General features: G+C 64.9%; 22 protein-coding genes. 15 read left to right on the top strand and 7 right to left on the bottom strand.

Annotated elements, in window-relative coordinates:
• Positions 1–155 precede the first annotated feature (155 nt).
• From DNK54_RS12100 to DNK54_RS12110, 3 genes are all read right to left on the bottom strand, one after another.
• A complete protein-coding gene (locus tag DNK54_RS12100; protein ID WP_239460092.1) occupies positions 156–1,631 on the bottom strand; it encodes an aldehyde dehydrogenase family protein in 1,476 nt (491 codons plus the stop codon).
• A 2-nt stretch (positions 1,632–1,633) separates the two neighbouring features.
• Positions 1,634–3,367, bottom strand: a complete 1,734-nt coding sequence (locus DNK54_RS12105; protein ID WP_110207234.1) for a thiamine pyrophosphate-binding protein — start codon at positions 3,365–3,367, stop codon at positions 1,634–1,636.
• Between the two features lie 63 nt (positions 3,368–3,430).
• Entirely contained in the window at positions 3,431–4,675 is a 1,245-nt protein-coding gene (locus DNK54_RS12110; protein ID WP_162602423.1) for an MFS transporter, read from the bottom strand.
• A 215-nt stretch (positions 4,676–4,890) separates the two neighbouring features.
• Between DNK54_RS12110 and DNK54_RS12115 the strand changes: the two genes are divergently transcribed.
• Positions 4,891–6,333, top strand: coding sequence for a UbiD family decarboxylase (locus DNK54_RS12115; protein WP_162602424.1), 1,443 nt, complete (start codon positions 4,891–4,893; stop codon positions 6,331–6,333).
• Positions 6,334–6,389: 56 nt separating this feature from the next.
• Here the strand turns inward: DNK54_RS12115 and DNK54_RS12120 are convergent, their stop codons facing one another.
• The 3 genes from DNK54_RS12120 to DNK54_RS12130 form a co-directional block, all read right to left on the bottom strand.
• Entirely contained in the window at positions 6,390–6,842 is a 453-nt protein-coding gene (locus DNK54_RS12120; protein WP_110207237.1) for a hypothetical protein, read from the bottom strand.
• The gene (locus DNK54_RS12125) at positions 6,839–7,531 is read right to left on the bottom strand and encodes a GntR family transcriptional regulator (protein WP_110207238.1); all 693 of its coding nucleotides are present in this window, start codon (positions 7,529–7,531) and stop codon (positions 6,839–6,841) included. The genes DNK54_RS12120 and DNK54_RS12125 overlap by 4 nt, the downstream gene beginning before the upstream one ends.
• 88 nt (positions 7,532–7,619) lie before the next feature.
• Entirely contained in the window at positions 7,620–8,297 is a 678-nt protein-coding gene (locus DNK54_RS12130; protein WP_110207239.1) for an SRPBCC domain-containing protein, read from the bottom strand.
• Between the two features lie 78 nt (positions 8,298–8,375).
• Here DNK54_RS12130 and DNK54_RS12135 point away from each other — a divergent pair, with 78 nt between their 5' ends.
• The 10 genes from DNK54_RS12135 (at position 8,376) to DNK54_RS12180 (ending at position 17,674) form a co-directional block, all read left to right on the top strand.
• A complete protein-coding gene (locus tag DNK54_RS12135; protein ID WP_204164557.1) occupies positions 8,376–8,975 on the top strand; it encodes a UbiX family flavin prenyltransferase in 600 nt (199 codons plus the stop codon).
• A gap of 213 nt (positions 8,976–9,188) precedes the next feature.
• On the top strand, positions 9,189–9,782 hold the full coding sequence (locus tag DNK54_RS12140) for a cysteine hydrolase family protein (protein ID WP_162602425.1): 594 nt from the start codon (positions 9,189–9,191) through the stop codon (positions 9,780–9,782).
• Positions 9,783–9,937: 155 nt separating this feature from the next.
• Positions 9,938–10,624 carry an ABC transporter permease gene (locus DNK54_RS12145; RefSeq protein ID WP_162602426.1) on the top strand — a complete coding sequence of 229 codons (687 nt, stop codon included), beginning with the start codon at positions 9,938–9,940 and terminating at the stop codon, positions 10,622–10,624.
• A gap of 41 nt (positions 10,625–10,665) precedes the next feature.
• A complete protein-coding gene (locus tag DNK54_RS12150; protein WP_110207243.1) occupies positions 10,666–11,448 on the top strand; it encodes an ABC transporter ATP-binding protein in 783 nt (260 codons plus the stop codon).
• The gene (locus tag DNK54_RS12155) at positions 11,448–12,236 is read left to right on the top strand and encodes an ABC transporter permease (RefSeq protein WP_110207244.1); all 789 of its coding nucleotides are present in this window, start codon (positions 11,448–11,450) and stop codon (positions 12,234–12,236) included. Before DNK54_RS12150 ends, DNK54_RS12155 begins: the two co-directional genes overlap by 1 nt.
• Positions 12,233–12,955: an isochorismatase family protein gene (locus DNK54_RS12160; RefSeq protein WP_110207245.1), complete on the top strand. Its 723-nt coding sequence runs from the start codon at positions 12,233–12,235 to the stop codon at positions 12,953–12,955. The genes DNK54_RS12155 and DNK54_RS12160 overlap by 4 nt, the downstream gene beginning before the upstream one ends.
• Before the next feature lie 88 nt (positions 12,956–13,043).
• Entirely contained in the window at positions 13,044–14,006 is a 963-nt protein-coding gene (locus tag DNK54_RS12165; RefSeq protein WP_110207246.1) for an ABC transporter substrate-binding protein, read from the top strand.
• Between the two features lie 103 nt (positions 14,007–14,109).
• On the top strand, positions 14,110–14,568 hold the full coding sequence (locus DNK54_RS12170) for a (2Fe-2S)-binding protein (protein WP_110207247.1): 459 nt from the start codon (positions 14,110–14,112) through the stop codon (positions 14,566–14,568).
• On the top strand, positions 14,568–16,841 hold the full coding sequence (locus DNK54_RS12175; protein ID WP_110207248.1) for a xanthine dehydrogenase family protein molybdopterin-binding subunit: 2,274 nt from the start codon (positions 14,568–14,570) through the stop codon (positions 16,839–16,841). Before DNK54_RS12170 ends, DNK54_RS12175 begins: the two co-directional genes overlap by 1 nt.
• A 2-nt stretch (positions 16,842–16,843) precedes the next feature.
• Complete coding sequence (locus tag DNK54_RS12180; RefSeq protein ID WP_239460093.1) at positions 16,844–17,674, top strand: FAD binding domain-containing protein; 831 nt, start codon at positions 16,844–16,846, stop codon at positions 17,672–17,674.
• Positions 17,675–17,748: 74 nt separating this feature from the next.
• Here the strand turns inward: DNK54_RS12180 and DNK54_RS12185 are convergent, their stop codons facing one another.
• Positions 17,749–18,840, bottom strand: coding sequence for an amidohydrolase family protein (locus tag DNK54_RS12185; protein WP_204164558.1), 1,092 nt, complete (start codon positions 18,838–18,840; stop codon positions 17,749–17,751).
• Between the two features lie 142 nt (positions 18,841–18,982).
• On the opposite strand from DNK54_RS12185, the gene DNK54_RS12190 reads away from it, so the two are divergent.
• From DNK54_RS12190 to DNK54_RS12205, 4 genes are all read left to right on the top strand, one after another.
• Positions 18,983–20,407 carry an aldehyde dehydrogenase family protein gene (locus DNK54_RS12190; protein ID WP_110207251.1) on the top strand — a complete coding sequence of 475 codons (1,425 nt, stop codon included), beginning with the start codon at positions 18,983–18,985 and terminating at the stop codon, positions 20,405–20,407.
• 67 nt (positions 20,408–20,474) lie between these two features.
• Positions 20,475–22,055 carry a thiamine pyrophosphate-binding protein gene (locus tag DNK54_RS12195; protein ID WP_239460094.1) on the top strand — a complete coding sequence of 527 codons (1,581 nt, stop codon included), beginning with the start codon at positions 20,475–20,477 and terminating at the stop codon, positions 22,053–22,055.
• Positions 22,055–23,212: a CaiB/BaiF CoA transferase family protein gene (locus tag DNK54_RS12200; RefSeq protein WP_110207253.1), complete on the top strand. Its 1,158-nt coding sequence runs from the start codon at positions 22,055–22,057 to the stop codon at positions 23,210–23,212. The genes DNK54_RS12195 and DNK54_RS12200 overlap by 1 nt, the downstream gene beginning before the upstream one ends.
• A gap of 5 nt (positions 23,213–23,217) precedes the next feature.
• The gene (locus DNK54_RS12205; RefSeq protein WP_110207501.1) at positions 23,218–23,679 is read left to right on the top strand and encodes a RidA family protein; all 462 of its coding nucleotides are present in this window, start codon (positions 23,218–23,220) and stop codon (positions 23,677–23,679) included.
• The last annotated feature ends 19 nt before the right edge of the window (positions 23,680–23,698 follow it).

The following is a 23,698-nucleotide window of genomic DNA, read 5'->3' on the forward strand; positions in this document are numbered from 1 at the left end:
GGCGAACCGCATCACCTGGGTGGTCGTCGTCCGACTTGCCGGCAAGCACAGCCGCCCTTGGGCCCGCGCCATGATGTCGACAGCGTGGCCGAACTAGTGGGGGTATGGCCGGTCGGGCGCCCCGTGCCCGACGAGCCAGGTCGTGAACCGACCGATCACAGATAGATCGTCGTCGCCTTCGTCTGCGTATAGCTGTAGAGCTCCTCGAGCGCGTTGTCGCGGCCGATGCCGGAGTCCTTCACGCCGCCGTATGGAACGCCGGTGAAGTGCTGTGAGACGCCGTTCACCCACACAAAACCGGCATCGAGGCGTCGCGCGGTGCGCAAGGCGGTCTGGATATCGCGGGCGAAGACGGCTGCTGTCAATCCGTAGCCGACGGAGTTGGCGATCGCGATCGCCTCGTCGGGGTCCGACCACCGCAGGACGCTGAGGACGGGTCCGAAGACCTCTGTCCGTGCGATCTCCATCTCGGGGGTGACATGGTCGATCACCGTCGGGGCGTAAAAGAAGCCACCGGTGGTCGGCTCGGCGCGGTGCCCGCCAGCCACCACCCGCGCGCCTTCGGCTCGTGCCGTCGTCACCATCTCGTCGACTCGGTCCACCTGCTCTGCAGAGATCAACGGACCCTGGCCGGTGGCGTCGTTCAGCGCGTGGCCGAGCGTGAGGGAATTGACCTTGGCTGCCACCAGCGCAGTGACCTCATCAGCGATGGTCTCGGGGACCAGCAGCCGGCTGGTCGATCCGCAGGATTGTCCGGCCCACGAATAGTTCATGCCGCGCACCGCTGCGTCGGCAATGATCTCGAGGGCGGTGTCATCGAAGGCGATGAGGGCGTTCTTGCCGCCGAGTTCGAGGGTCACCGTCTTGACGCCGCTGCGAGCGGCATCTTCTTGGATCATCCGCCCGGTGCGGACGCTGCCGACGAAACTGATCCGGCGCACCTCAGGATGCCGGACGAGCGCCCGCGGGACTTCGGGGCCATCGCCGAGCACGGGTGCGAACACTCCGGGCGGCAGGATATCGGCAGCGACACGGGCTAGGAGCAGGGCCGACAGTGGGGCTCGCTCGGGCGGTTTCACGACGACGGTGTTTCCAGCCATCAGCGCCGCCGCCGACTTCGCCAGGCTGAACAGGAACGGGTGGTTGAACGCCACGATCTTCGCCACGACCCCGAAGGGCACCCGCTCGGTGAAGTGCAGGTTCGAACTGGCCGGAATGGTCTCGCCGAGGAGAGTAGGCCCAATGCCCGCGAAGTAGCGCAGTCCGCGAACGGCTGTGTCCACGTCGCGGCGCATGTCGGTGTACGGTCCACCGCTGCCCATGGCGTCGAGGATCGCGAAATCCTCGGCGTGATCGGCGACGGCCTCAGCCAGGCGGTTCAACAGTGCGGCCCGCTCCAGAATCGGCAGATCTCGCCATGCCGGGACGGCTGCCGATGCCGCGTTGACGACTGCGTCAACAGTGGCGAAGGTGCCGTCGGGGGCGCTGGTTGTGACCTGACCGGTCGAGGGGTCGAGGAGGTTGTAGCGGCCGGTCGGGCGCTCTACCCCTGGGGGCACGGGGTGCTCCCAGGTCCGTGCCATGAGTTCGGCCGCGCGCTGATGCCGTGCGTCCTCCAGTGTCCCAGCCATGGTCAATCTGCCTTCGGGGACGTCGCGGCGTAGCCGCGCTGAACGTGTACGTCGAGGAACGCCCGCCCCCCTGCACGCACGATCGCTACGGCCTCGCGAAGCGTTTCGGCAAGGCTTGCGGCGTCCGTGTGGGGACCGAACGAGGTGAATCCCTGGGCGCGAGCCAACCCGGCCAGGTCGGGCGCCGGATCGTCGATGCGGAGTCCGATGTGGGCGTTGGCTTGCGGCCGTCCGCGGGTGATCGCAACGGCGGACTGGTGGATCTCGTCGTTGTAGTAGGACGAGTTGTTGCCGACGACGACGAGAAGCGGGATGTCGTGGTGAGCTGCGGTCCAAAGTGCGGTCGCACCCATAAGGAAGTCGCCGTCACCGAGCACCGCCACGGGCAGTCGGTCGCTCCCGCGTAGCGCGAGCGCTGCGCCGACAGCCATACCCGGACCACCGCCGACGCCGCCGCCCCCGTCGCCGCCCAGGTAGTCGAGCGGGTCCCTCAGCGGCCATTGGCTGAAGTCCCAGCCAAACGGAACTCGGATCAGCGTGACCGGTTGGTCGGCGGTCGCTGCGCGCAGGGAGTGCTGGAGGAAAGTGTTCGTGATGTGGGAGGGCAACTCGCCGTCCCATGAAGGTTCCGCCGGGCCCGCTGCTGGGGTCGCAGCCGCACCGGTGAACCCCATGAGATCCAGGAGCTCGGCAACCGCCAGGTCCGGACTGGTGGTCAGGGTGATGTCGACTTCGGGTGGCGTGAAGTCGAGTTTGTTCGCGCCGTTGGCCAACAAGTGCTCGAGGCTGACGTGGACGATCGTGCGTGGCTTGGTCTGGTCGAATGAGACGGTTTGCAGCGTGCCGCCGAGATCGAGCCAGTCTAGGCTGAGGATCACGTCTGCCTCGGCAAGCAGCGCTTGGTCGGCTGGGCTGAGCTTGAAGGAGGGCAGCCCGGTGTGGGCCGGATGGTCGGTCGGGAACGCTGCGCCGAGTTTGTGGTGCGTGATGACTCGCGCGCCCAAGCCTTCGACCAGCCGGATCCGGCGCTCCCAGTCCTGCTGGTCGCGACTGACTCTGCCTGCGAGTACTACGACGCGTGCGGCAGCTCGTAACGCCTGCGCAGCGGCGGCGAGTTCGTGTGTAGCCGCGCACGGAGCGGAATAGGGGGCAAGCTTCGGGAAGGTGATCGTCGCGGGATCGATCTCGGTCTCCTGAGCGGCTACGTCGAGTCCGATAAAGGTCGGCGCAGTGGGTGCTGCGCAGGTGAGCTGGTAGCCACGCAGGATGGAGGAGACGGCGGCCCCTGGAGAGGACGCGTGGTCGTCCCACTTCACGAATCCGCGGATGAGTGAGCCCAAGTCTGCTGCTGTATGCAACCAGTCGATCCAGGGGCGCCGTCGGGTGGCGTCCGCCGGGCCATCGGCGCCGATAAGAAGCACGGGGGTGCGGTCGGCATAGGCGTTGAAGACCGCCATGGAGGCGTGCATCAGTCCGACGTTGCTGTGCACGACGGCGGCAAGTGGTCGGCCAGCGACTTTGGCGTAGCCGTGGGCGATCGCGACCGCGTGCTCTTCATGGAGGCAGAGGAGCATCTCCGGGTCGCTGTTGCCGAGGAGGTTGACCAGGCTGTCGTGCAGTCCGCGAAAACTCGCGCCAGGGGTGAGCGTGAGGTAGGGGACGCCGGTCTCTCGGATGGCAAGTGCCATGGCGTCGCTGCCCCAGGTGGACGGTCCTGCTTCAGAGGTGAGGGTCATGTTGGATCAGATCCCTTCTAATGTAGACAATATGTAATTACGCCGGGCAGGGCCGCCTCTGGATTAGACCGTCTTCGCTCGCGGTCCACGGGTCTCCTGTGCAACGAGAGCGAACGCTGCGACCGCCGCCAGCATTACTGCGGCCATGACGATGACAGCGACGCGATGGTTTCCGTGGTCGACGAGGAAGCCCAGCGTGACGGGTCCGACTACTGCGGCCAGATCGCCGCACGTTCGGTAGAAGCCGAGTGCCCGACCTCGTGCTGTGGGCGGCGCGATGTCGACAACATACGCCGAGGGCACCGGGGCGGAGACCGCCATCGCGACGCCGGCCACCAGGGTGACGAGGGTGAAGAGCCACACGCTGTCGTCGGCGGCGTAGAGCGGGAAGGTGACGGTGGCAATCAGGATGCCGGGCACGATCACGCGTTTGCGGCCGCGGCGGTCCGACATGCCTCCTACGAAAGGGAGCAGGGCGAAGTTGAGGAGCGTCACGAGCCCGAGGAGCACCCCCATATGCGCAACCGAAATGCCGACGATGGTGTATCCGATCAGGGGCACGATCGACTGAACGCCGCCGAAGCGATGCAAGAAGATGGAGAAGCCGATCCCACACACTGCGAGGTAGTTGCGATCGGTGAGTAGGCGCCACGTGGAGACCGCATGAGCGTCGGGAACCTCGTCGGCAGGTTTCTGGTGGAGTCGGTCGTTGGGCACTGCGAGCAGTGTCCGGGCGCCGACGAGGCAGACCGCGATGGCGAACAATCCGCAGGCCAGGAAGGGGGCTCGGTTGCCGAAGAAGGCTGCGACCAGGCCACCGATTGCGGGTCCGAGACCGCTCGCGCTGAGCTGGACCCCTTGCATCACCGACAGTGCGTGCCCCCGCCGCTCCTCATCGGCGAGGGTGGCGACGAGAACCGTGCCGGAGGTCAGCGCGACCCCGCCTGCCACACCAGCCAGGAAACGCAGCACCAGGAGGACGTCGAGATTCGGCGCGAAGGCGATTGCGAACTGCGACGCGGTGACGCCACCCATGCCCGCGAACATCAGCCAGCGAGGGTCGAGGCGGTCGCTCAAGATGCCGGCCGGTACGTTTACGAGCAGTCGGCCGAGACCGAAGACTGCGACCGCCAGGCCGATCGCGGTCGCGTTAGCCCCCATGTCGTCGGCCAGTGCGGGTAGAACCGGAATCACGATCGTCCACGCACTTTGCGCCGCTGCCACGCAGAAGCAGGCGACGAGGACGGCCGGTTCCATACGCGGACGCCCGTCGTCGCGTTTGCGGCGGCGCAGACCTGCTCCGGCCATCGCTTCTCCTTCGTTGAGCGTGGCTGCCATGCTCGATCTGCTGGGTGTCTCCGGGGCCGGGACGCCGCGGGTCAGCCAGCGCTGTCGACCCGAGCGATCCTAGACGATTGTATTAGATATATGTAGTGTGGATCGCGCGCCGCGCCGGCGCTACCAAGACCGACGACGCTCAAGCGGTCCCCGTGACCACGACGTCAGAAGACAGGAGGGGGCACATGCCGATCGAATACCGCGGCTTGCGCGACTGGCTGGAAGCAGTCGATGAGATGGGGGAGTTGTCGCGTGTCAGCGGGGCCCACTGGGACCGCGAGATCGGCGGTCTGGCCGCGCTGCAGGAGCGGCGACTTGGTCAAGAGGCGCTGATTTTCGATCAGGTGCCCGATCACGACCCGAGTTTCAGGGTGCTGACCAACACCATGATGTCGAACCGTCGCATCGCCTACACCTTCGGCGCGCCGGTCGACTCTACTGGCGTCGAGTTGGTCCAGCACTGGCGTCGGGTGGTCAGCAAACTTCCGACGATGCCGGTCAAGCAAGTCGAGGATGGCCCAGTCAACGAGAACATCATGCGTGGTGAAGACGTGGATGTCTTGAAGTTCCCCACCCCTCGCTGGCATGAGGAGGACGGCGGCCGATACATCGGGACTGGTTGCGTCGTCATCATGAACGATCCGGATTCCGAATGGGTCAATCTCGGGTGCTACCGCGTGATGGTCCACGACGAGAAGACCGTCGGTCTCTACATCTCTCCCGGGAAGCATGGCAGGCTCATTCGTGAGCGCTATTGGGACAAGGGCAAGCCCTGCCCGGTGGCTGTCGCCGTTGGCCAGGACCCGTTGCTGACCACATTGGCCGGTATCGAGGTGCCCTATGGGGTCAGTGAATTCGAGGTCGCTGGCGGGTTGCGCGGTGCGCCCACGGAGGTCATCACCAGCGACGTGACGGGCCTGCCGATTCCCGCTCATGCCGAGATCGTGTTGGAGGGCTTCCTCTACCCCGACGACATGATGGACGAAGGTCCGTTCGGCGAGTGGACCGGCTATTACGCCGGCGGACGTGAACCGGCTCCGGTCATGCGGGTGGAGGCGATCAGGCACCGCAATGATCCAATCCTTTATGGCGCCCTGACCGGTCGTTCGCCCGCGGATGCCGCCTACTATCGGGGCCTGTTGCGCTCGGCGATGATCTGGGATCAGGTCGAAGGTGCGGGACTTCCTGGCATTAAAGGTGTCTGGGTCCACGAGGCCAGCGGCGCGCGCCTGTGGGTGACGTTGTCCGTCGAGCAGATGTTTGCCGGGCACGCTCAGCAGGTTGGGATGGTCGCCAGCCAATGCCACGCAGGCAGTTATGCCAACCGGTTCGTCGTGGTGGTCGACGACGACATTGACCCGGCCAACAACAATGACGTCATCTGGGCGATGAGCACGCGCATGGACCCGGCTACCGACATGACGACGATCACCGGGGCGTGGAGTACGCCTCTGGACCCGATGTCCTATCCACGCGACAACCCGCGTTATAACAACCGGGTCGTCATCGATGCGACGAAGCCGTGGACTCGACTCTCGACCTTCCCGAAGACGGTCGAACCGCCGCCTGAGTACCAAGCTGAGTTGATCGAGAAGTGGGGTGACCACTTGCCCGGGATCAGGCCGTGAGGGACGCCGCCTGATTCTTCGGGATCAGCCCACGGCGCTGGCGGTTCCTGCCGAGTTCAGAGGAGCTTGAGGTGTTCGACCTGCCGGTGCCAGCGAGCCAGTGTTTGGTCGAGATCGCCGCGCAGCTCAAAGGTGACCCCCGAGACGAGCGTTGCATAGGCAGCGCGATCCTGACGTGCCTCGACCACCTCGGTGGTGAAGCAGGTGATCCCGTCCGAGTCGCCGAGGTGTTCCGAGCGCACGTGCAGGCGGATCTGGTGGGCCGCCCCTCCCCTCACCACGCTTAGCAGGCCATGGCGGGACACGGATAGCGCGCGACGGGATCCGGTACCCCTGTGGAGGGCCAGGTTGATCCGGGTCGGGGAAGGGGCGTAGACCTCGCCAATGCCGAGCATGGCGAGGTGTGGCAGGTGCTCCTCGTCGACCGTGGCGAGCAGGAACGTCTCGCCGCACGCATCATCGACGTGGTCGCCGTTGAAAAGCTCCGTCAGCTCGGTGGGCAGGCTCACGTTTCGGCCGTCTCCTGGTCCTTCTCCAACATCAGCCGCAGGCTGGTTACGGTTCCGGCTCTGTGTTCGGCGAGGAGGGCGACCACCTGCTCGGTCTCCCGAGCAAGGACTGCCTTGAGGATCGCGCGATGCTCGTTATCGACTTTCTCGCGATGCTCCCGAGCCACGAAGTACACCGAGCGGTAGGGGTCGGTCGAGTCCCAGAGTTGCCGGATGATCCGCACCAGTCGGGACATCCCGCACGGCTCGATCATGGCGAAGTGAAACCGGCGGTTGGCAGCTGTGAGCATGACGATGTCGTCGAACTTGTTGGCCTCTTCGGTGTCGAGGAGGGCAGCCTCAAGGCGCTCGTCGTCTTCCGGGGTCATCTGGGGAATGGCGTGGCGGACCGCCTCGGCCTCCAGCACGTTTCGGATGTGATAGACCTCGATGAGTTCCGCGATGTCGAGTTCGGTGACGAAGTAACCGCGGTGAGGTTCGTAGGAGATCTGCCCTTCGCCCTCGAGCATCTTCAGAGCCTCGCGGACCGGGACCCGACTCACTCCGAACTGCTCGGCAACCTTGTCCTGCAGAATCTGGGTGCCGGGAGACAGTTCGCCGCTGATGATCGCCCTACGTAACTCTGTCGCCACCGCCTCTTGGGCGGTAGGAGGTCGCCGGAAACCGTTTGTGCGATCAGACTTGGCCATCGTTGATCAGATCCCCCAACGAGATGTGCTCGAGACCGATCCCTCTGTCGAGGCCGGCCAACCTTGTCAAAGAATACGACCTACGCGCTCAGCGCGGGTCCGTCGCCAGGTGAACGATGATGGGTCGCACGCGCTTGGAGCCTGCCCATCTACCGATCAGTAGGCCGGCTGCAACGCCGAGCAGGCCGATGAGGACGGCAGGCAGGAGCGGGCGAATCGGCGTCAGCAACGACCCACCAACATCGAAGGCATCGGTGCTCGGCGGGGCTGCGGCCGCGGTCGTTGGGCCGGGTTGGGCGGCGTCAGCGGCGGTGAGCTCGGTGACAGGAGCAAAACTGTGCTCCAGGTTCCTGGCGAAGGCATCCATCAGCTGCCGCAGGACGCCATCGGCCATGGAACTGCCGAACTGTGCGAGGCGCCCGGTGAGGTCGATGCTGCTGGTCAGCCGCACCACGGTGTGAGTGCTGTCGCGTTCTTCAGCCTGGCACGCCACGGTCAATCGCGCGTCCCCGTGGGCGCTACCGCCTGCTCCCTCGAGTACGAAGCCATGGGCTTCGTCATCGATGGTGCGGTACCGCGCCTTACCCCGGAAGGATGCGTTGAAGGCGCCCAACTTGATCCGGAACAATCCGTCGAACCAGCCGTCGGCGGACGAGTCCTGAATCTCTGCGCCAGGTAGAGCCGCGGCGACGCGACGCAGATCGGTCAGTGCGGGCCAGACGACGCGCATCGGCTGATCGATGACAAGCTCGTGGGAGTTGTCCATGTCCTACCCCTCTAGAGTCGATTGTATATATAATACACACTCCCCCGTTCCTGTGGAATTCGAAAGAAGGCCGCTGCTGTGAGCCCTTCCCCTCAGAGGATCGTCGTCGCCATCACGGGTGCCAGTGGTGCCATCTACGGCATTCGCGCGCTGGAGATGTTGCGGGGGCGAGATGATGTCGAGGTCCATGCAGTGATCTCCCGCGGAGGTGGGCTGACCATCAGTCAGGAGACTGGGCGACGAGTGGCCGAAGTCGCGGCTCTCGCTGACGTCGTCCATCCGGCGGCGAATATCGGCGCCACCATTGCCTCGGGGTCGTTCCCCACGACGGGAATGCTCGTTGCGCCCTGTTCGATGCGCACGGTCGGAGCTATCGCCAACTCGCTCGCGGACAATCTTGTCGTCCGTGCCGCCGACGTGGCTCTGAAGGAGGGTCGGCCCTTGGTTCTGATGGTGCGCGAGACACCGCTGCATCGCGGTCATCTGCGCATCATGGCCGACGCGGCCGAGGCCGGCGCGATCATCGCGCCGCCTGTGCCTGCCTTCTATCACCGGCCCGGCACGATCGAGGAGTTGGTTGACCACACGGTCGCCCGTGCTCTGGACCGGATCGTGCCCGGGCTGGGTGCGTCGGAAAGCTGGACAGGCCTCTCCGCTGGCAGCGATTCGTCCAGTTGATCGGGTGAGTTCCCGGGTGCCTGCCGTGGGTCTGTCGAGCGGAAACCTGATTTCACCCTGAGAGCCTTGACCTGTAACGCAGGTCACCTTAGGCTCAGTGCAGATTGTATATTGGATGCAATGGCCCCCTAAGCCGATGCTCCGAGCGAGGAGAGTCAGGTGCCACGAGAACTGCCCGAACGACCAGATCGCTTAGCGCCAAGTGTGTGCGCGGTGATCGCGATCGACCTGCAGAACGACTTCTGCCATCCCCAGGGCTTGCAGGCGCGACAGGGCCGTGACGTCTCGCGGGTTCAGGAACCCTTGCTTCGCGCGCAGAGCCTGATGGCGGAGGCTCGTCGATCCGGTGTCCCGGTCTACCTGGTCCAGAACCAGCACTCAGCAGCGAGTGACAGTGCAGAGTGGCTCAACCGGCACCCTGATCCACATCGGGAGCAGTCCTGCCAGGTGGGTTCGTGGGGAGCGGACTTCTGTGGGTTCGCGCCAGTTGACGGTGACCACGTGGTACCCAAGACCCGGTACAGCGCCTTCATCAACACAACGTTGGCTAACGACCTTCGCTCTGCCGGACGCACCTCATTGCTGTTCGCCGGCGTCACCACCGCCACCTGCGTGGAGAGTTCATTGCGCGACGCGGTTTGTCTGGATTTCCTGGCCACCTTGGTCGAGGACTGCTGCGGCGCCTACACCGACGAAGCGCATCAGCGCGGCGTACGTGCTGTGACCGCAGGATTCGGTGAAGTCCGCAGCCTTGACGAAGTCATCCTCGCGTGGCGGGCGGCGGATGACGAGGGGAACGTAGCGTGACTGCATTGCAAGAAGTGATTCAGGTGCCGCCGACTGGCAAGAAGGTGCGCCGCCGGCGTCCGTCGCAGTCGGCGCATCGATGGGTATTACTCGCAGTCGTGATCGCGCTGTTGGTGGCCTGGGAAGCTGTCTCGCGTCTCGAGTGGGTCAACCCGATGTTCGTTTCGCGACCGACGGACATCTTCGCTGCGATCCCCGACGTCCTCGGCGACGAGAAGGCGGTGGACGCACTCACGACGACCGGTACCTCAATCTGGTGGGCGATCGTCTATGCGGTGATCATCGGGATAGTCGGAGGTTACCTGCTCGGTTCGGTTCAGGTGCTGCGTGATGCCTTCTACGGTCCGGTGAACTTCATCATCGGTATCCCGAAGTCGATCTTCATCCCGATCTTCCTCCTTGCCTTCGGGATCAACACGCAGACTGCCATCTATTACGGCGCCTTCTCCGGAATCTTCTACGTGATGATCAACGTGGTCGGGGGCCTGGACCTTGTCGAGGACCGCCACATGATGGTGGCGCGCGCCTACGGCGCATCCTGGTGGTACCGAGTGCGTGACATCGTGTTGCCTGCCTCGACGCCCGGAGTCTTCGCCGGCATCTGGTACGGCATCAAGAACGGCCTCCAGGGCGTGCTCATCTTCGAGCTCTTCATCTCGGTCGGCGGCCTGGGCTCTCTGATCAAGACTTATACGAACCGGCTGGAGATCGATCGCGTGTTCGTCGTCGTCCTTGGTATCGCTGTCATCTCGATCGTGCTGGGCGAGATCTGGAGCGCCATCGAGCGGAGACTCAGCCGCTGGCGTCCGTCCTCCACCGCCAACGCCGATACCGGCGTCTGACCCGGCATCCGACCCACGTCCTTCATCACCAGGAGTAACTGATGGCTCTCCAAGCCAAGAATCTCGAAGTCACCTACCGGACTGCGGGCGGGCGCTCTGTGCCTGCGCTGACCGACATCAACCTTGAGATCGCCGACCGCGAGTTTGTCACCATCATCGGACCGAGTGGCTGCGGTAAGTCGACGCTGTTGAAGTGCTTCGGGGGCCTCCTATCCCCGTCGAGGGGCGAGGTGACTGTCAACGGCCAGCCGGTCACCGAACCGGACCCGAACCGGGCTGCCTTTGTTTTCCAGGACTACACCTTGCTGCCCTGGAAGAACGTGCTGGACAACGCCGCCGTTGGGCTCCACTTCGCTGGCAGGTCCAAGGCTGAAGGCCGGGCGAAGGGCCAAGAGATGTTGGAACTCGTCGGCCTTGACGAGTTCGCCAAACAGTTTCCCCGCGAACTGTCGGGTGGCATGCAGCAGCGGGTCGCCGTCGCACGGGCGATGGCCATGGATCCGGACATCTTGTTGATGGACGAGCCCTTCGGGGCTTTGGACGAGCAAACCCGACAGAAGTTGGGATCCGAAATGGGGCGGATCCTCACTGAGACCGAGCGTTCTGTGGTGATGGTGACACACAGTCTCGATGAGGCGGTCTTCTGGGCTGACCGGATCATCGTGCTTAGCGCGCGCCCCGGTCGGATTGCGAAGGAGATCGAGGTCAAGGCTCCGCGTCCTCGTTCGTTGTCTTTCATCGGAACGGATGAGTTCGCGTTGATCCGGGCTGAACTCTTCCGGCTGCTCGAGGTCCCCAGCGCCATGGCCGAAGCGAGTCAGTGATGTCTGCGACTTCGACCCAAGCGGTCAGGGGGACCGCGAGAAGGATCAAGGCGAACGTCCTTCGGCTGGCCGCGCTGATCGCGCTCTTCGCTGTCTGGGGATACGCCCAAGGGCCCGGAGGCGCTTCGACGCTGATCGTGCCGAAGATCGGTGATGTCTTCGACGAGTTCCTGCAGTTCCTCGAGAACAGGGCGGTCTATGACGCACTGTGGGTCACGCTCACCGAACTGGTGATCTCGTTGGTCATCGCTGCGCTGAGTGCATTCGTTGTGGCTTTCTGGGCGGCCCGCACCGACCTGCGTGCCAAGGTGATCGAGCCTCTCCTTGTGTGGGGATACCTCGTCCCCCACATCCTCTTCTACCCGCTCATCATCTTGTGGCTGGGGGTAGGGATGTCCTCCAAGATCGCCTACGCAACTTCGTCCGCGTTCTTCCCGATCGCCTTCAACTGCTTGCGCGCCTTCCGCGGTGTCGACCCCAAGTACGTCTCGGTTGGCCGCGCCTACGGGGCGTCCAAGCGTCAGATGGACTGGCAAATCAAGTTCAGGGCGGCTGTCCCTATGGCTGCTGCCGGGTTACGGATCGGATGTGCGCTCACGCTCGTCACCGTGTTGGTGGCTGAGATGCTCAGCGCCACCAATGGCCTGGGCTACCTGCTGAAGTTCTACTCGCAGTCGTTCAACACGGCGCGTTCCTACGCGATCATCCTGGTCATCCTGCTCGTGGTCGGCATCTTCCATCTCCTGATCTCGAAACTGCTCCCCAAGAACATGGAGGGCCAGGCATGAACGCCCTTAATGCTGCCGACCCCGGCGTCGTCGAACTGCCGGGCGCCGAGTTCCTCACCGACGAGGAGCGAGCGGCCCTCGCAAGCGCTGGGTACGGGCGTTCGATGGGCATCGGCGCGCGACCTGCGTTGCTGGTGGTCGACGTCACCTATGCGTTTTGTGGGCATCGGGGCTCCTCGCTGGCGGAGGCGGTCAGCGCCTACCCGCTGGCCTGCGGTCCGGCTGCCTGGGAGGCGATACCCACGCTGGCGGGTCTCGTCGACGCCGCGCGGCACAGTGACGTGCCCGTCTTCTTCACCCGCGGTGCGCCTTCCATCACAGCGAGTCGCTGGAGCGACAAGAACGCTCGGCACGACGATGCTCCGCGAGCGGATGCGCGAGACATTGTGCAGGAGTGCGGCTTCCGGGAGCAGTCCGACGTCCTGCTTGAGAAGGAGGGGCCGAGCGCGTTTTTCGGCACGCCGCTGACGCGCCATCTGATCGGGCTCGGCGTCGATTCGGTGGTCGTTGCGGGCACCACGACGAGTGGCTGCGTACGCGCAACGGTCGTCGACGCATTCACCCATAACTTCAAAGTCGCGGTCGCCGCCGATGCCTGCTTCGACCGGGTGGGTGCGTCCCACCGGATGTCGCTCTTCGACATGGGCCTGAAGTACGCCGACGTGCTCTCTTCAGCGAGGCTGATCCAGTTGCTCGGGGGAGAGGGGGGCGCGAGCTGAGTCGCGCCGGGTCGGCTGATCGGACCCGGACCTCCCGGCTGACTCTGGCCGGCTACCTAGCACAACGCTTGATTGAGAGGAAATTCCAGTGCGCGGATACAAGACGAAGCTCGGAGTCCTGGCGATAGCCGGCGCGATGATGCTCGCTGCGTGTGGTGGCGGTGACGACGAGAGCGATGGTGCGCTGCGCGTCATCACCAGCGATGAGTACGACCTGTCCATGATCGGCGCCGAGGCGGCCGACGAGCTTGGCCTCTTCGAGAAGAGTGGGCTGGATGTCAAGCTGACGGTCAGTCAGGACGCCGCGCAGGCCCTGGCTTCCGGCGACGCAGACATCGCGATCGCCTCGCCCAACCGCTTCATCGGTGCCATCGAGCAGGGATTGCCCGCCAAGATCGTCGGACCAACCATCGATATCTGGGGCCAGTACATCATCGTCCGGAAGAACCTCGGCATCGACAAGGTCGAGGACTGGAAGGGTGGAAAGATCGGCGTCTCGAGCTTCGGGTCGGCCGGTCACTACTCCGGAGTGAAGCTTGCCCAGACACTCGGCTGGTCGAAGAGCGACTACGAGATCGTGCCGGTCGGTGATCTGAACGGTCTCATGGCCGCTTTGCGCAGTGGCAGCATTGACGGGTTCATGTGGTCGGCGCAGGCTGCCTTCACATTGGAGCACGAGGGCGCGGCTCACATCTTGGGCAACGTCGGCGAGACCATCGGGCCGAACCCGCTAGACGTGATCACGGTGACTGACAAGGCTCTTAAGGAACGCCCCGAGGACATCAAGCAGTTCTGTGCGGATTACTACGAGGCGCAGAAGATGTTCAAGGAGGACGAACAGCTCGCCACCGACACGTTCAAGAAGTGGGGTAAAGATAGCGAAGTCATGCCTGACATCCTCGACTCCGGCCTGCCGGTGCTGTCGACCAGTAGTGAGATCACTCCGGAGATGATCGCCAACATGGCAGACGCGACGACCTTCACCATCGACGGTTCGAAGATCACACCCGACGATGTGGCCAAGATGTACGTCGACTGCAGCACGCTGTGATGGCGATGTGACCTGGCAGCGGACTGGGCCTTTCGAAAGAGGGGCTCGGTCCGCTGCGGCACGCTCATCGGTTCGCTCTTGGAAGACAGTCTGGAAGATCTGCATGGAAACTGAGTTCACCCTCAACGGACACGCCGAGGTCGTTGACGCGCCCGATCACGAACTACTTATCGACACCCTGCGGGCTCGGATGCGTCTGACAGGGACGAAACGGTCGTGCGACGTGGAGATCTGCGGTGCGTGCACAGTCCTTCGTGACGGTCAGGCGATTAGTGCATGCACCACGCTGACTGCGGATGTCGACGGTGCCGACGTGGTGACCGTCGAAGGCCTGGCGGACGGCGATGAGCTGCATCCGGTACAGCAGGCGTTCGTCGATCACAGTGCTGCGCAGTGTGGTTTCTGCACCCCAGGCATGGTCATGAGTGTGGTGGCTTTGTGCTTGGAGTATCCCGACGCTGATGAGGAGCGGATCAAGGAGTACCTCTCCAGCACGCTCTGTAGGTGCACCGGCTACGTGAAGATCATCGAGGCGGCCCAACAGGCCTTGGAGCAGATGTGATGGGACCGAACGAGGCTGGCCAGCGGCGTCAACGTAAGGACATCATCGACAAGGTCACTGGACGGGCGCGTTACACCAGTGATCTCGAGGTGCCGGGCATGGCCTTTGCGCGGCTGGTGCGCAGCAAGGTCGCCCACGGCGCTATTAGGAACATCGACACCTCTGCGGCTCTCGCTCTGCCGGGCGTGGTCTGTGTGGTGACCGCCAAGGACTTCGAACATCTCGATATGTACTACGGCGAGTCGGTCCTGGACCAACCCTTCCTCTCCGTTGATCGGGTCCGTTACATCGGCGAACCGTTCGCCGGTGTCGTCGCTGAGACGCAAGAGATCGCGGACCGGGCGGCAGAGCTGGTCAGGCTCGAGGTCGAAGAACTCCCGATCCTCGAGAATGCGGCGGCGGCGATGCATGCCGAAACGCTCATCCACCCAGAGCGCCCCGCGGACCCGGAGCTCGCCAACGTGTGCAGTCGATCGGTCTTCGAGTACGGCGACGTCGACCGAGCGCTGGCAGAGGCCGTGTATGTCCACGAAGCGACTTACACGTTCCCAGCCGTGTATCACTACGCGATGGAGCCCCATGCTTACCTCGCTGAATGGACGAGCGCCGGACTCGACATGTGGGCAGGCACTCAGCAGCCACACAAGGTGCGGGCTGATCTGGCCCGCATCTTCGGCGTGCCCCACAACCAGGTGAGGGTCCGCGTGCCGTACGTCGGCGGCGGGTACGGGTCGAAGGGCCAGGCTAAGTACGAACCCGTGACGGCTGCGATGGCACTGGTGGCGCAGCGGCCAGTGCGGCTGGTCAACAGCATCAACGAGTCTTTCCACACTGTCATCAGGCACGCCGCGGTCGTGACAATGCGGACCGGCATCGGCGCCGACGGGCGAATAATCGCGCGCGACTCGCAGGTTGTATATGACACGGGAGCCTACGCAGACAAGGGCCCTCGGGTTGCTCGCAAGGGTGCCTATCGTTCGGCTGGGCCCTACTCGATCCCGAACAGCAGGGCGGTGGGGATCGCTGTCTACAGCAACCGGGTCCCCGCCGGCGCGTTCCGAGGTTTCTCGACGCCGCAGGTGGTCTGGGCCGGCGAGTCGGCGGTCGATGAGATCGCTCGTCACCTCAAGATGAGCCCGCTGGAGTATCGCAAGCGGTTCCTTACTGAGCGAGGTGAGCCGTTCCTCGGTGACGACGCGCCGATGGATGCCGACCTGCCGCAGGGCCTGCAGTTGGCGGCCGACGCGATCGGCTGGGACCAGCCACGGCCGCCGGGACGCGGGCGCGGCGTCGGTTCCGGCGTCAAGGACGGCGGCGGTGGGGCCGCTCGGGTCGAAGCCGAGGTTCACCTACACCGTGACGGATCGGTCGAGGTGGTTGCCTCGACCATTGAGTTGGGCCAGGGGCCCCAGACCGCGTACGCGCAGATCGCGGCCGATGGGCTGCGCGCGCGCTTCGAGGACGTTCGGGTCCGCGCGGTCGATACTTGGGGCCAGCGCTTCGATCCGGGCACGAACGCCAGCAGGTCGACGATCTCCGTCGGGAGCGCGGTCTACGACGCCGCCTGTCAGGTCTATGCCCAGGTGTGCGATGCCGCCGAACAGGTGATGGGCACTAGCCAGGATCTTCGGTTGGACGGTCCGGACGTGGTGGCTGGCGGGCAGCGCAAGCCCTTCGTCGAGGTGCTCGCCGAGGTTCGTCGGTTGCAGCCGGATTGGCTCGGTTCGGTCTCGGCCATCGGGGTGCAGGACACGACGAAGGGCGACGGCCCACTTGGCTACTCCAGTTCGTTCTACGAGGTCGGACACTCTGCAGTGGAGGTCGAGGTCGATCCTGAGACCGGAGTGCTGACCTTGGTCAAGTGTGCTTCGGTCGCTGACGTTGGCTTCGCGATCAACCCCGAAGGGTGTGAGGGGCAGGACGAGGGTTCAACGGTCATGGGGCTGGGACACACTCTCTACGAGGAGCTCGAGTTCAATGGGCCTGAGTTGATCAACCCGAGCTTGGTGGACTACCGCGTGCCACGTGCTGAAGATCTGCCCCATGACTTCCACACCATCCTGCTCGAGAATCGGGATGGCCCCGGTCCCTTCGGTTCCAAGGGTGCCGGTGAGGGGGGCACGCTCGGGATTGCGCCCGCAGTGGCCAACGCCCTTGAGGATGCCACCGGTGTGCGGATCAGAGACCTGCCGCTGACACCCGAACGCGTATGGCGGGCCCTACGGGCTCATGAAGAAGCACAGCAGTTGAACATAGCGGAGGACCGGTCGTGAGCATGTCGCCTTTTGAGCTCCACCGGCCGGACGACCTGCTCTCGGCGGTCCGGCTCCTGGAGAAGTACGGTGACGACGCCGTGTTGCACATGGGCGGCACCGAACTACTGCTGTTGATGAAGCTCGGCTTCGCCCAACCGGGTCACCTCATAGACGGCAAGCGGATCGCCGATCTCAAGAGGCTGGAGGTCGCTGATGACCGGCTCACGATCGGGGCGGGGGTCACCCATCGTCGAATCGAACGTCATCGCGATATCGCCCATATGATGCCCGCGCTCGTCTCGTTGGAGAAGGCGGTCGCCAACATCCGTGTTCGCAATGCCGGGACGCTCGGCGGCAACCTTTGCTTCGCAGAGCCGCACTCCGACCCGGCGACCTTGCTGGCGGCGCTGGACGCGACGGTCGACCTGGTCGGTCCGCAGGGAGGGAGGACGCTCCCGCTCCGCGAGTTCCTGATCGGCGCGTTTGCGACTGCACTGGCTCCCGCGGAGATCATGACGCGCATCACCGTGCCGCTCCCGAGGGTGGGAGCGCGGGTCGGTTATCACCGGCTGGCTCTGAAGGAGCGCCCCACCGTGGCAGCGGCGGTCGTTCTCGACGACAGGCGTTGCGAGGTGTGGATTGGTGCGCTGACTGCCAAGCCTCTGCCCGTCCCCGAAGCTGCGGCAGTCCTGGCCTCGTCCGCTGGGCGGGACGTGACGGCGGCGGCCGAAGCGACCCGTGCCGCGGTCCTTGCTGTCGACGCAGGTGAGGGCGACGACTACCGCGCTCAGTTAGCCAGCGTGATGGTCAGGCGTGCGGTCGCCGACGCCCAGCCCCGACTAGCACTCTGAGCGAACCGACTCCGATGAGCACGAGCGGCGCCCCGCTCAGCCTGGCGCGGCTCGTGCGCATCGGAGCGGGATGCTCAGTGGACGGTGGCGCCTACGGTGGGCGGCGGCGTCTGCTCGCTGCGTCCGCTCACGAGGATCTCGCCGTCGACCATCACCAGGCTGATCCCGGGCAGGTCGCCGAGTTGGAAGCACTCAAGCACATCGGTAGCCCGCGAGCCCGTGATGGGGCCGAGGATCAGCAGGTCTGCCGGCTGGCCCACAGTCAGTACACCGCCCGGCAACCCATGACGGCGGGCGACATTGCCGGTGCCGGCTGCGATGGCCAGTTCGGGGCTCAGTCCACACACGCTGGCGAGGTAGCCGATGTTGCGCAGCATCCCACGTGGGATGACGCCGGTACCTCCTGGCGTGTCGGTGCCGAGGGTCAGGCGATGCAACTGGTTGGTGCGCACCAGTTCATCGACAGTGACCTGGGTGGCCCGATAGTTCATCGAGGAGCACACCTCGACGGTGGCCTCCGGCAGGTCCTGGATGGTGCGGACAATCTCATCGTCGGGCATCGGAATCGGACCGCCGGAGATGTGCGCGATGACATCCGGCGAAACGGCAGTGACCAGTTCGTGGCCAGCCACCCGGCTAGAGCCGGAGCGCGACACGCCACCGGAGTGCATCTTCACCGTCATGCGACGTTCATGCGCCCACGTGACGTATTGCTGCGCCTCGCCGTCCTCCAGGTGCGACCAGTCGTAGAAGATGAACTTGAGCTGGGAAATGCCGTCGTCGGCCAGGGTGTCGAAATGGGCGTCCGTCAGACCGCGGACCAACAGCAGTGTGCCGGCGTGGACCTTGACCCCCGAGGGCCGATAGCTGCCGATCGTGCGCTTGGCCAACGTCGCCAGACCTGTCACCAAACGCGGTGTGAGGTCTTCGAACGGAAGCCCGGGGATGTGCAGTTCGCCCGCAGAGACCATCGACGTCGTGCCGCCGTGCAGGTAATTGCGGACCCAGCCGGTCGAGTTCTGAGCCGGGGTCCACTCGCCAACGGTGGGGTGTACGTGACCATCGATGAGTCCGGGCATCACCGATTGTCCAGCTGCATCGATCACGATGTCAGCCGCCTCGGCCTGAGCGCCGATCTCGGTGATCACTCCGTCTTCGATGAGCACGGCGGTGTCCCTGACCGGTGGAACGGCCGGGTCGCCGCTGACTAGTAGCCCGATGTTGGTGATGAGTGTTGTGGACATCACGTCTCCCTCTTGCTGATCGTCGTGTTGACTGTATACTTAATCCAACCATGGGAGGCTGCGAATGACCAGCAAGATCCGACAGTTCGTCGGCGGTGAGTGGCGCGCCGGGACTGGATCAGCGATCGAGTCGCGCAACCCTGCTCGGCCGCACGAGGTCGTGGCGTCGGGGCATGCCGCGACGCCGGACGATGTCACCGAGGCAGTCGCTGCGGCCACCAAGGCGGCCCAGGCATGGCGCCGTACGCTGATGCATGAGCGAGCTGCGGTCCTTCGGCGCACGGCGGAGCTACTGGAGGAACGCGCCGACGCTCTGGGTCTAGAACTCACCCTCGAAGAGGGCAAGACGCTTGTTGAGGGCATCGGCGAGGTGCGCCGCGCCGCCGAGATCTTCCGCTTCAACGCTGGCCAGGCCGACCGGGAGGTCGGGGAGGTGTTCGCCTCGCCACGGCGGGGCGAACGCATCGTCGTAACCCGCAAGCCGATCGGGGTTGTCGCCGTCATCACCCCATGGAACTTCCCGATCGCCATCCCGGCGTGGAAGATCGCGCCCGCGCTGATCCACGGTAACGCGGTGGTATGGAAGCCGGCGAGCATCGTGCCGCTCCTCGCTGTCCGGCTTGCCGAGGCCCTGCATGATGCGGGGCTGCCCGCGGGAGTGCTCTCCCTCATCATCGGCCCTGGCGCGCTCGGCTCCCAGATCGCCAGCGCCCCCGGCGTCCATGCGGTGACCTTCACCGGGTCGACGGGTATCGGTACCGGTCTACTCCAACTCTGCGCACCACTTCGGCGGCCGGTCCAGGCTGAGATGGGTGGGAAGAACGCCGCCGTCGTCTTCGCCGATGCTGATCTCGAGTTGGCGGCCGATCAGATCGTGCTCGGCGCGATGCGTTCCACCGGCCAGAAGTGCACCGCCACCTCCCGACTCGTGGTTGAGGACTCAGTTGCTGAGGACCTGCGTACCCTGTTGGTCCAACGGATCGAGGCTTTGGTCGTCGGTGACGGAACCCGATCCGATGTCACGGTCGGGCCGGTCTCCTCCGGAGGGGCGCAGGCAGAAATCACGTCGATGATCGACGACGCACTCCGAGGGGGCGCTCGTGTCGTGGCTCAGGCAGAGGCGCCCGACGATGGTCATTATGTGCCGCCGACGATCCTCGAGGTCGACGTGCGTCAGCCGATCTGGCGCGAGGAGGTCTTCGGGCCCGTACTGGCCATGACCACTGGCGCCGATGAGGACCGAGTGCTGGAACTTGCGAACGCCAGTGAGTTCGGGCTCAGTGCCGCGGTGTTCACCAGCGACCTTTCCCGAACCCTACGGATCATGGACGAACTCGAGGTCGGCGTCCTTCACGTCAACTCGGAGTCGGCTGGTGCCGACCCCCACGTGCCCTTCGGAGGCGTGAAGGACAGTGGTATCGGGCCGAAGGAGCAGGGTCGCGCATCGCGCGAGTTCTTCACCTGCACGACGACCGCCTACCTGCGCTAAGGATCTGAAAGGAATGTCTGTGACTCTTGAGAACCAGCCGACGACGGTGGCGGGCCGCTACCTGGAGATGTTCGCGGCAGCGGGAGTGGAACGCGCGTTCGGGATCCCGGGCGTACACAACCTTCCGTTCTGGCGCGATCGGACCGAGGCCCATCCCCCCATCATCGGCGTCCGGCACGAACAGACGACGGTCTACGCTGCCGACGGACTCGCGCGGGCGACAGGTCGGCCGGCGGTCGCTCTCACTACGACTGGCCCAGGAGCAGCCAATGCTGCAGGGGCCTTCGGCGAGGCTGCGTCATGTGGGTCGCCGGTGGTGCTGGTGGCCAGCGAGGTGAACAGTAGGTTCCTCGCCGAGCCGGGTGTGAAGGGCGTCCTTCACCAGTCCCGTGACCAAGCCGCCATTTTCGAACCGCTCGCCAAGGCGGTGTATCGTCCGCGCACCCCTGAGGCTGCCATCAGCGCCTTGGAGGACGCTTTCCGCACATGCATGGAGTACCCACGTGGTCCGGTCTACATCGACGTGCCGACCGACCTCCTCTCGGCTCCCGCACCCCAGGGCCGCGTCGTCGCCCCGGACCGCCCCGCTCTCGCTGATGACACGGCGCTCGCCGATCTGGTTCGACTCCTCGATGACAGCGCCTCCGTCGTGATCTGGGCAGGCGCCGGGATCGTGCAGTCCGAGGCCGAAGCCGAACTGTTGCGGCTCGCCGAAGGCCTGCAGGCGCCGGTGGTGACGACGTACGGGGCGAGAGGCGCGGTGCCCTTGGGGCATCCGAGCCATATCGCCCTGCCGCCACATGAACCTGAAGTCGCCGACCTCATCGAGTCAGCCGACCTCTTGCTCGCGGTCGGCACCGACTTCGACGGCATGATGACTCGTAACTGGACGATGCCGATGCCGGAGCGGCTCGCAGTAGTCAACTGCGATGCGACCGATCTGCGTAAGAACTACGCCCCCGATGTCGCTGTATTGGGCGATGCCCGCGAGGTGCTTACGGCACTGAGTGCGCGGATCACACGCGACCGGCGACCGACCACGCACAGCGAGGTTGCCGAGGCCGGATTCCGGCGGTTGGAGGACGACGAGGTTGACCACGACGGTCTGGCGTTCGTGCGGGCACTCGACGAGGTCGTGGACGAGCGTATTGCAGTGGTCTGCGACATGGCTGTCGCCGGCTATTGGTTCGGTGGCTATGGCTCGATCCATCGCTCCCGGCAACTGCAGTACCCCGTCGGGTGGGGAACGCTCGGCTATGCGCTGCCTGCCGCCGTCGGTCCGGCCTCGGTTGGCACGCCGACACTGGGCATCTGTGGTGACGGTGGCGTCTTGTTCGGCTTGGCCGAGTTCGCGACCATCGCACAAGAGGCGTTGCCAGTAACGATGCTCGTCGTCGACGATTCGGCGTACGGGATGCTCGCCTACGACCAGGTTATCGCCGGTGACGAGCGTGCCGGGGTGGATCTGCAGAGCCCCGACTGGGTGAGCCTGGGCCAGGCCTTCGGGATCCCGACCGTCGTTACGGCCGACACCGGGCAACTCCAGCAGGCTGTGCGCGACGGCCTCGTCTCCGAGAAGCCGGCTTTGGTCGTGCTCAAGGGGTCCTTCACCCCGCCGCGCACCACGTCGGCCCGTTGGAAGTCGTGATGAAGAGCCTAGGCGACATCCTTGTCGCCGACTTCTCGCGTGTGCTCTCGGGGCCTACGGTCACGATGTTCCTGGCTGACCTGGGCGCTGACGTGATCAAGGTCGAGCGACCCGGTGTCGGTGATGACACGCGGAGTTGGGGGCCACCGTTCCTCGGCGGTGAGAGCACCTACTTCCTGTCTGTCAACCGTAATAAGCGCAGTGTGGCGCTGGATCTGACCAGCGCGGAAGGGATCGCAGCGGCGCGGGAACTGGTCGCTCGCGCCGACGTGTTGGTCGAGAACTTCAGGCCCGGGACGATGGAGAAGCTCGGCCTCGGCTACGAGGAGACGCACCGTCTCAATCCGGCCCTGGTCTATTGCTCGATCTCCGGGTTCGGCAGCGGGGAGGGGGCCGATCGACCCGGGTACGACTTCGTCGTTCAGGCCGTCGGTGGCCTGATGAGCATCACTGGTGAGCCGGAAGGTAGCCCGATGAAGGTCGGGGTCGCCCTGGTCGACATCCTGGCTGGTCTGCATGCTGCGATCGGTGTGCTGGCCAGTCTGCGTGAGCGGCAGTCCACAGGGAGGGGGCGTCACGTCGAGGTCAACCTCCTCTCGTCCCTGCTGAGCAGTTTGGCCAACCAGGGCAGTGCCTACGCCCTTGCCGGGGTGATTCCACAACGGTTGGGGAACGTGCATCCGAGCATTACGCCGTACGAGTTGTTCCAGACGCGCGATAAACAGGTCGCAATCGCGTGTGGCACCGACCGTCAGTTCGAAGGGCTGTGCAGGGTCCTGGGGTGTGGAGAATTGAGCGAGGACCCCAGGTTCAGCAGCAACCGGGACCGTGTCGGCAATCGGTCAGCACTCCTGGAAGTCCTGAAGCCTGCGTTCGCCGCAGTCGGCACCGAGGAGTTGCTCCGTGCGCTCGACGACGCTGGTGTGCCGGCGGGTGCGGTCAACGACATCGCTGAGGCGTTCGCGTTCGCAGAACGGCTTGGCTTGGAGCCTTTGCAGCGGGTCGCCACTGTTGAGGGCGACCTTCCGCAGGTGTCTTCCCCCCTTCGATTCGACGGGGTGACACCGCGAGTCAACAGTGCTCCGCCGACCTTGGGGCAGCACACGGAGGAGATCTTGAACTGGCTGGGGATGAGGCAGGAGAGTTCGGCATTGTGACGACCGTGGATCTGCTCGCCCGCCTCAGAGCGTTGGGGGTCGAGTTGCCGAAGGCGCCACCAGCGGTCGGCGCCTACGCATCGTCGTACCGCCAAGGGGATCTGCTCTTCGTCGCTGGGCATACCTCTCGGACGGTAGAACGCCCCGCCCACCGCGGCGTGGTTGGAGTTGACGTAGATATCGAACACGCAGCACGCGAGGCGCGCGGTGCCGCCATCAATCTGCTCGCCGCCGCGCACCATGCCGTGGGCATGCAGAACGTCGAGGCTTTGGTGCACTTGCGGGGTTTCGTTCGCGCGGACCCGGAGTTCGAACGTCAGCCGGCCGTGATCGACGGCGCTTCACTGTTCTTCGCGGAGGTGTTCCGCGAGACGCCCCGGCACGCGCGAGCCGCCGTCGGGGTCGCTTCCCTCCCAGGTGGTGCGTGTGTGGAACTGGAGGCGGTCTTCGCCGTCCGCAAGGGCTGAGCAGCGACCCGGGGAACTC

The sequence above is a fragment of the Nocardioides daejeonensis genome, from assembly GCF_003194585.1.
Taxonomy (GTDB): Bacteria; Actinomycetota; Actinomycetes; order Propionibacteriales; family Nocardioidaceae; genus Nocardioides; species Nocardioides daejeonensis.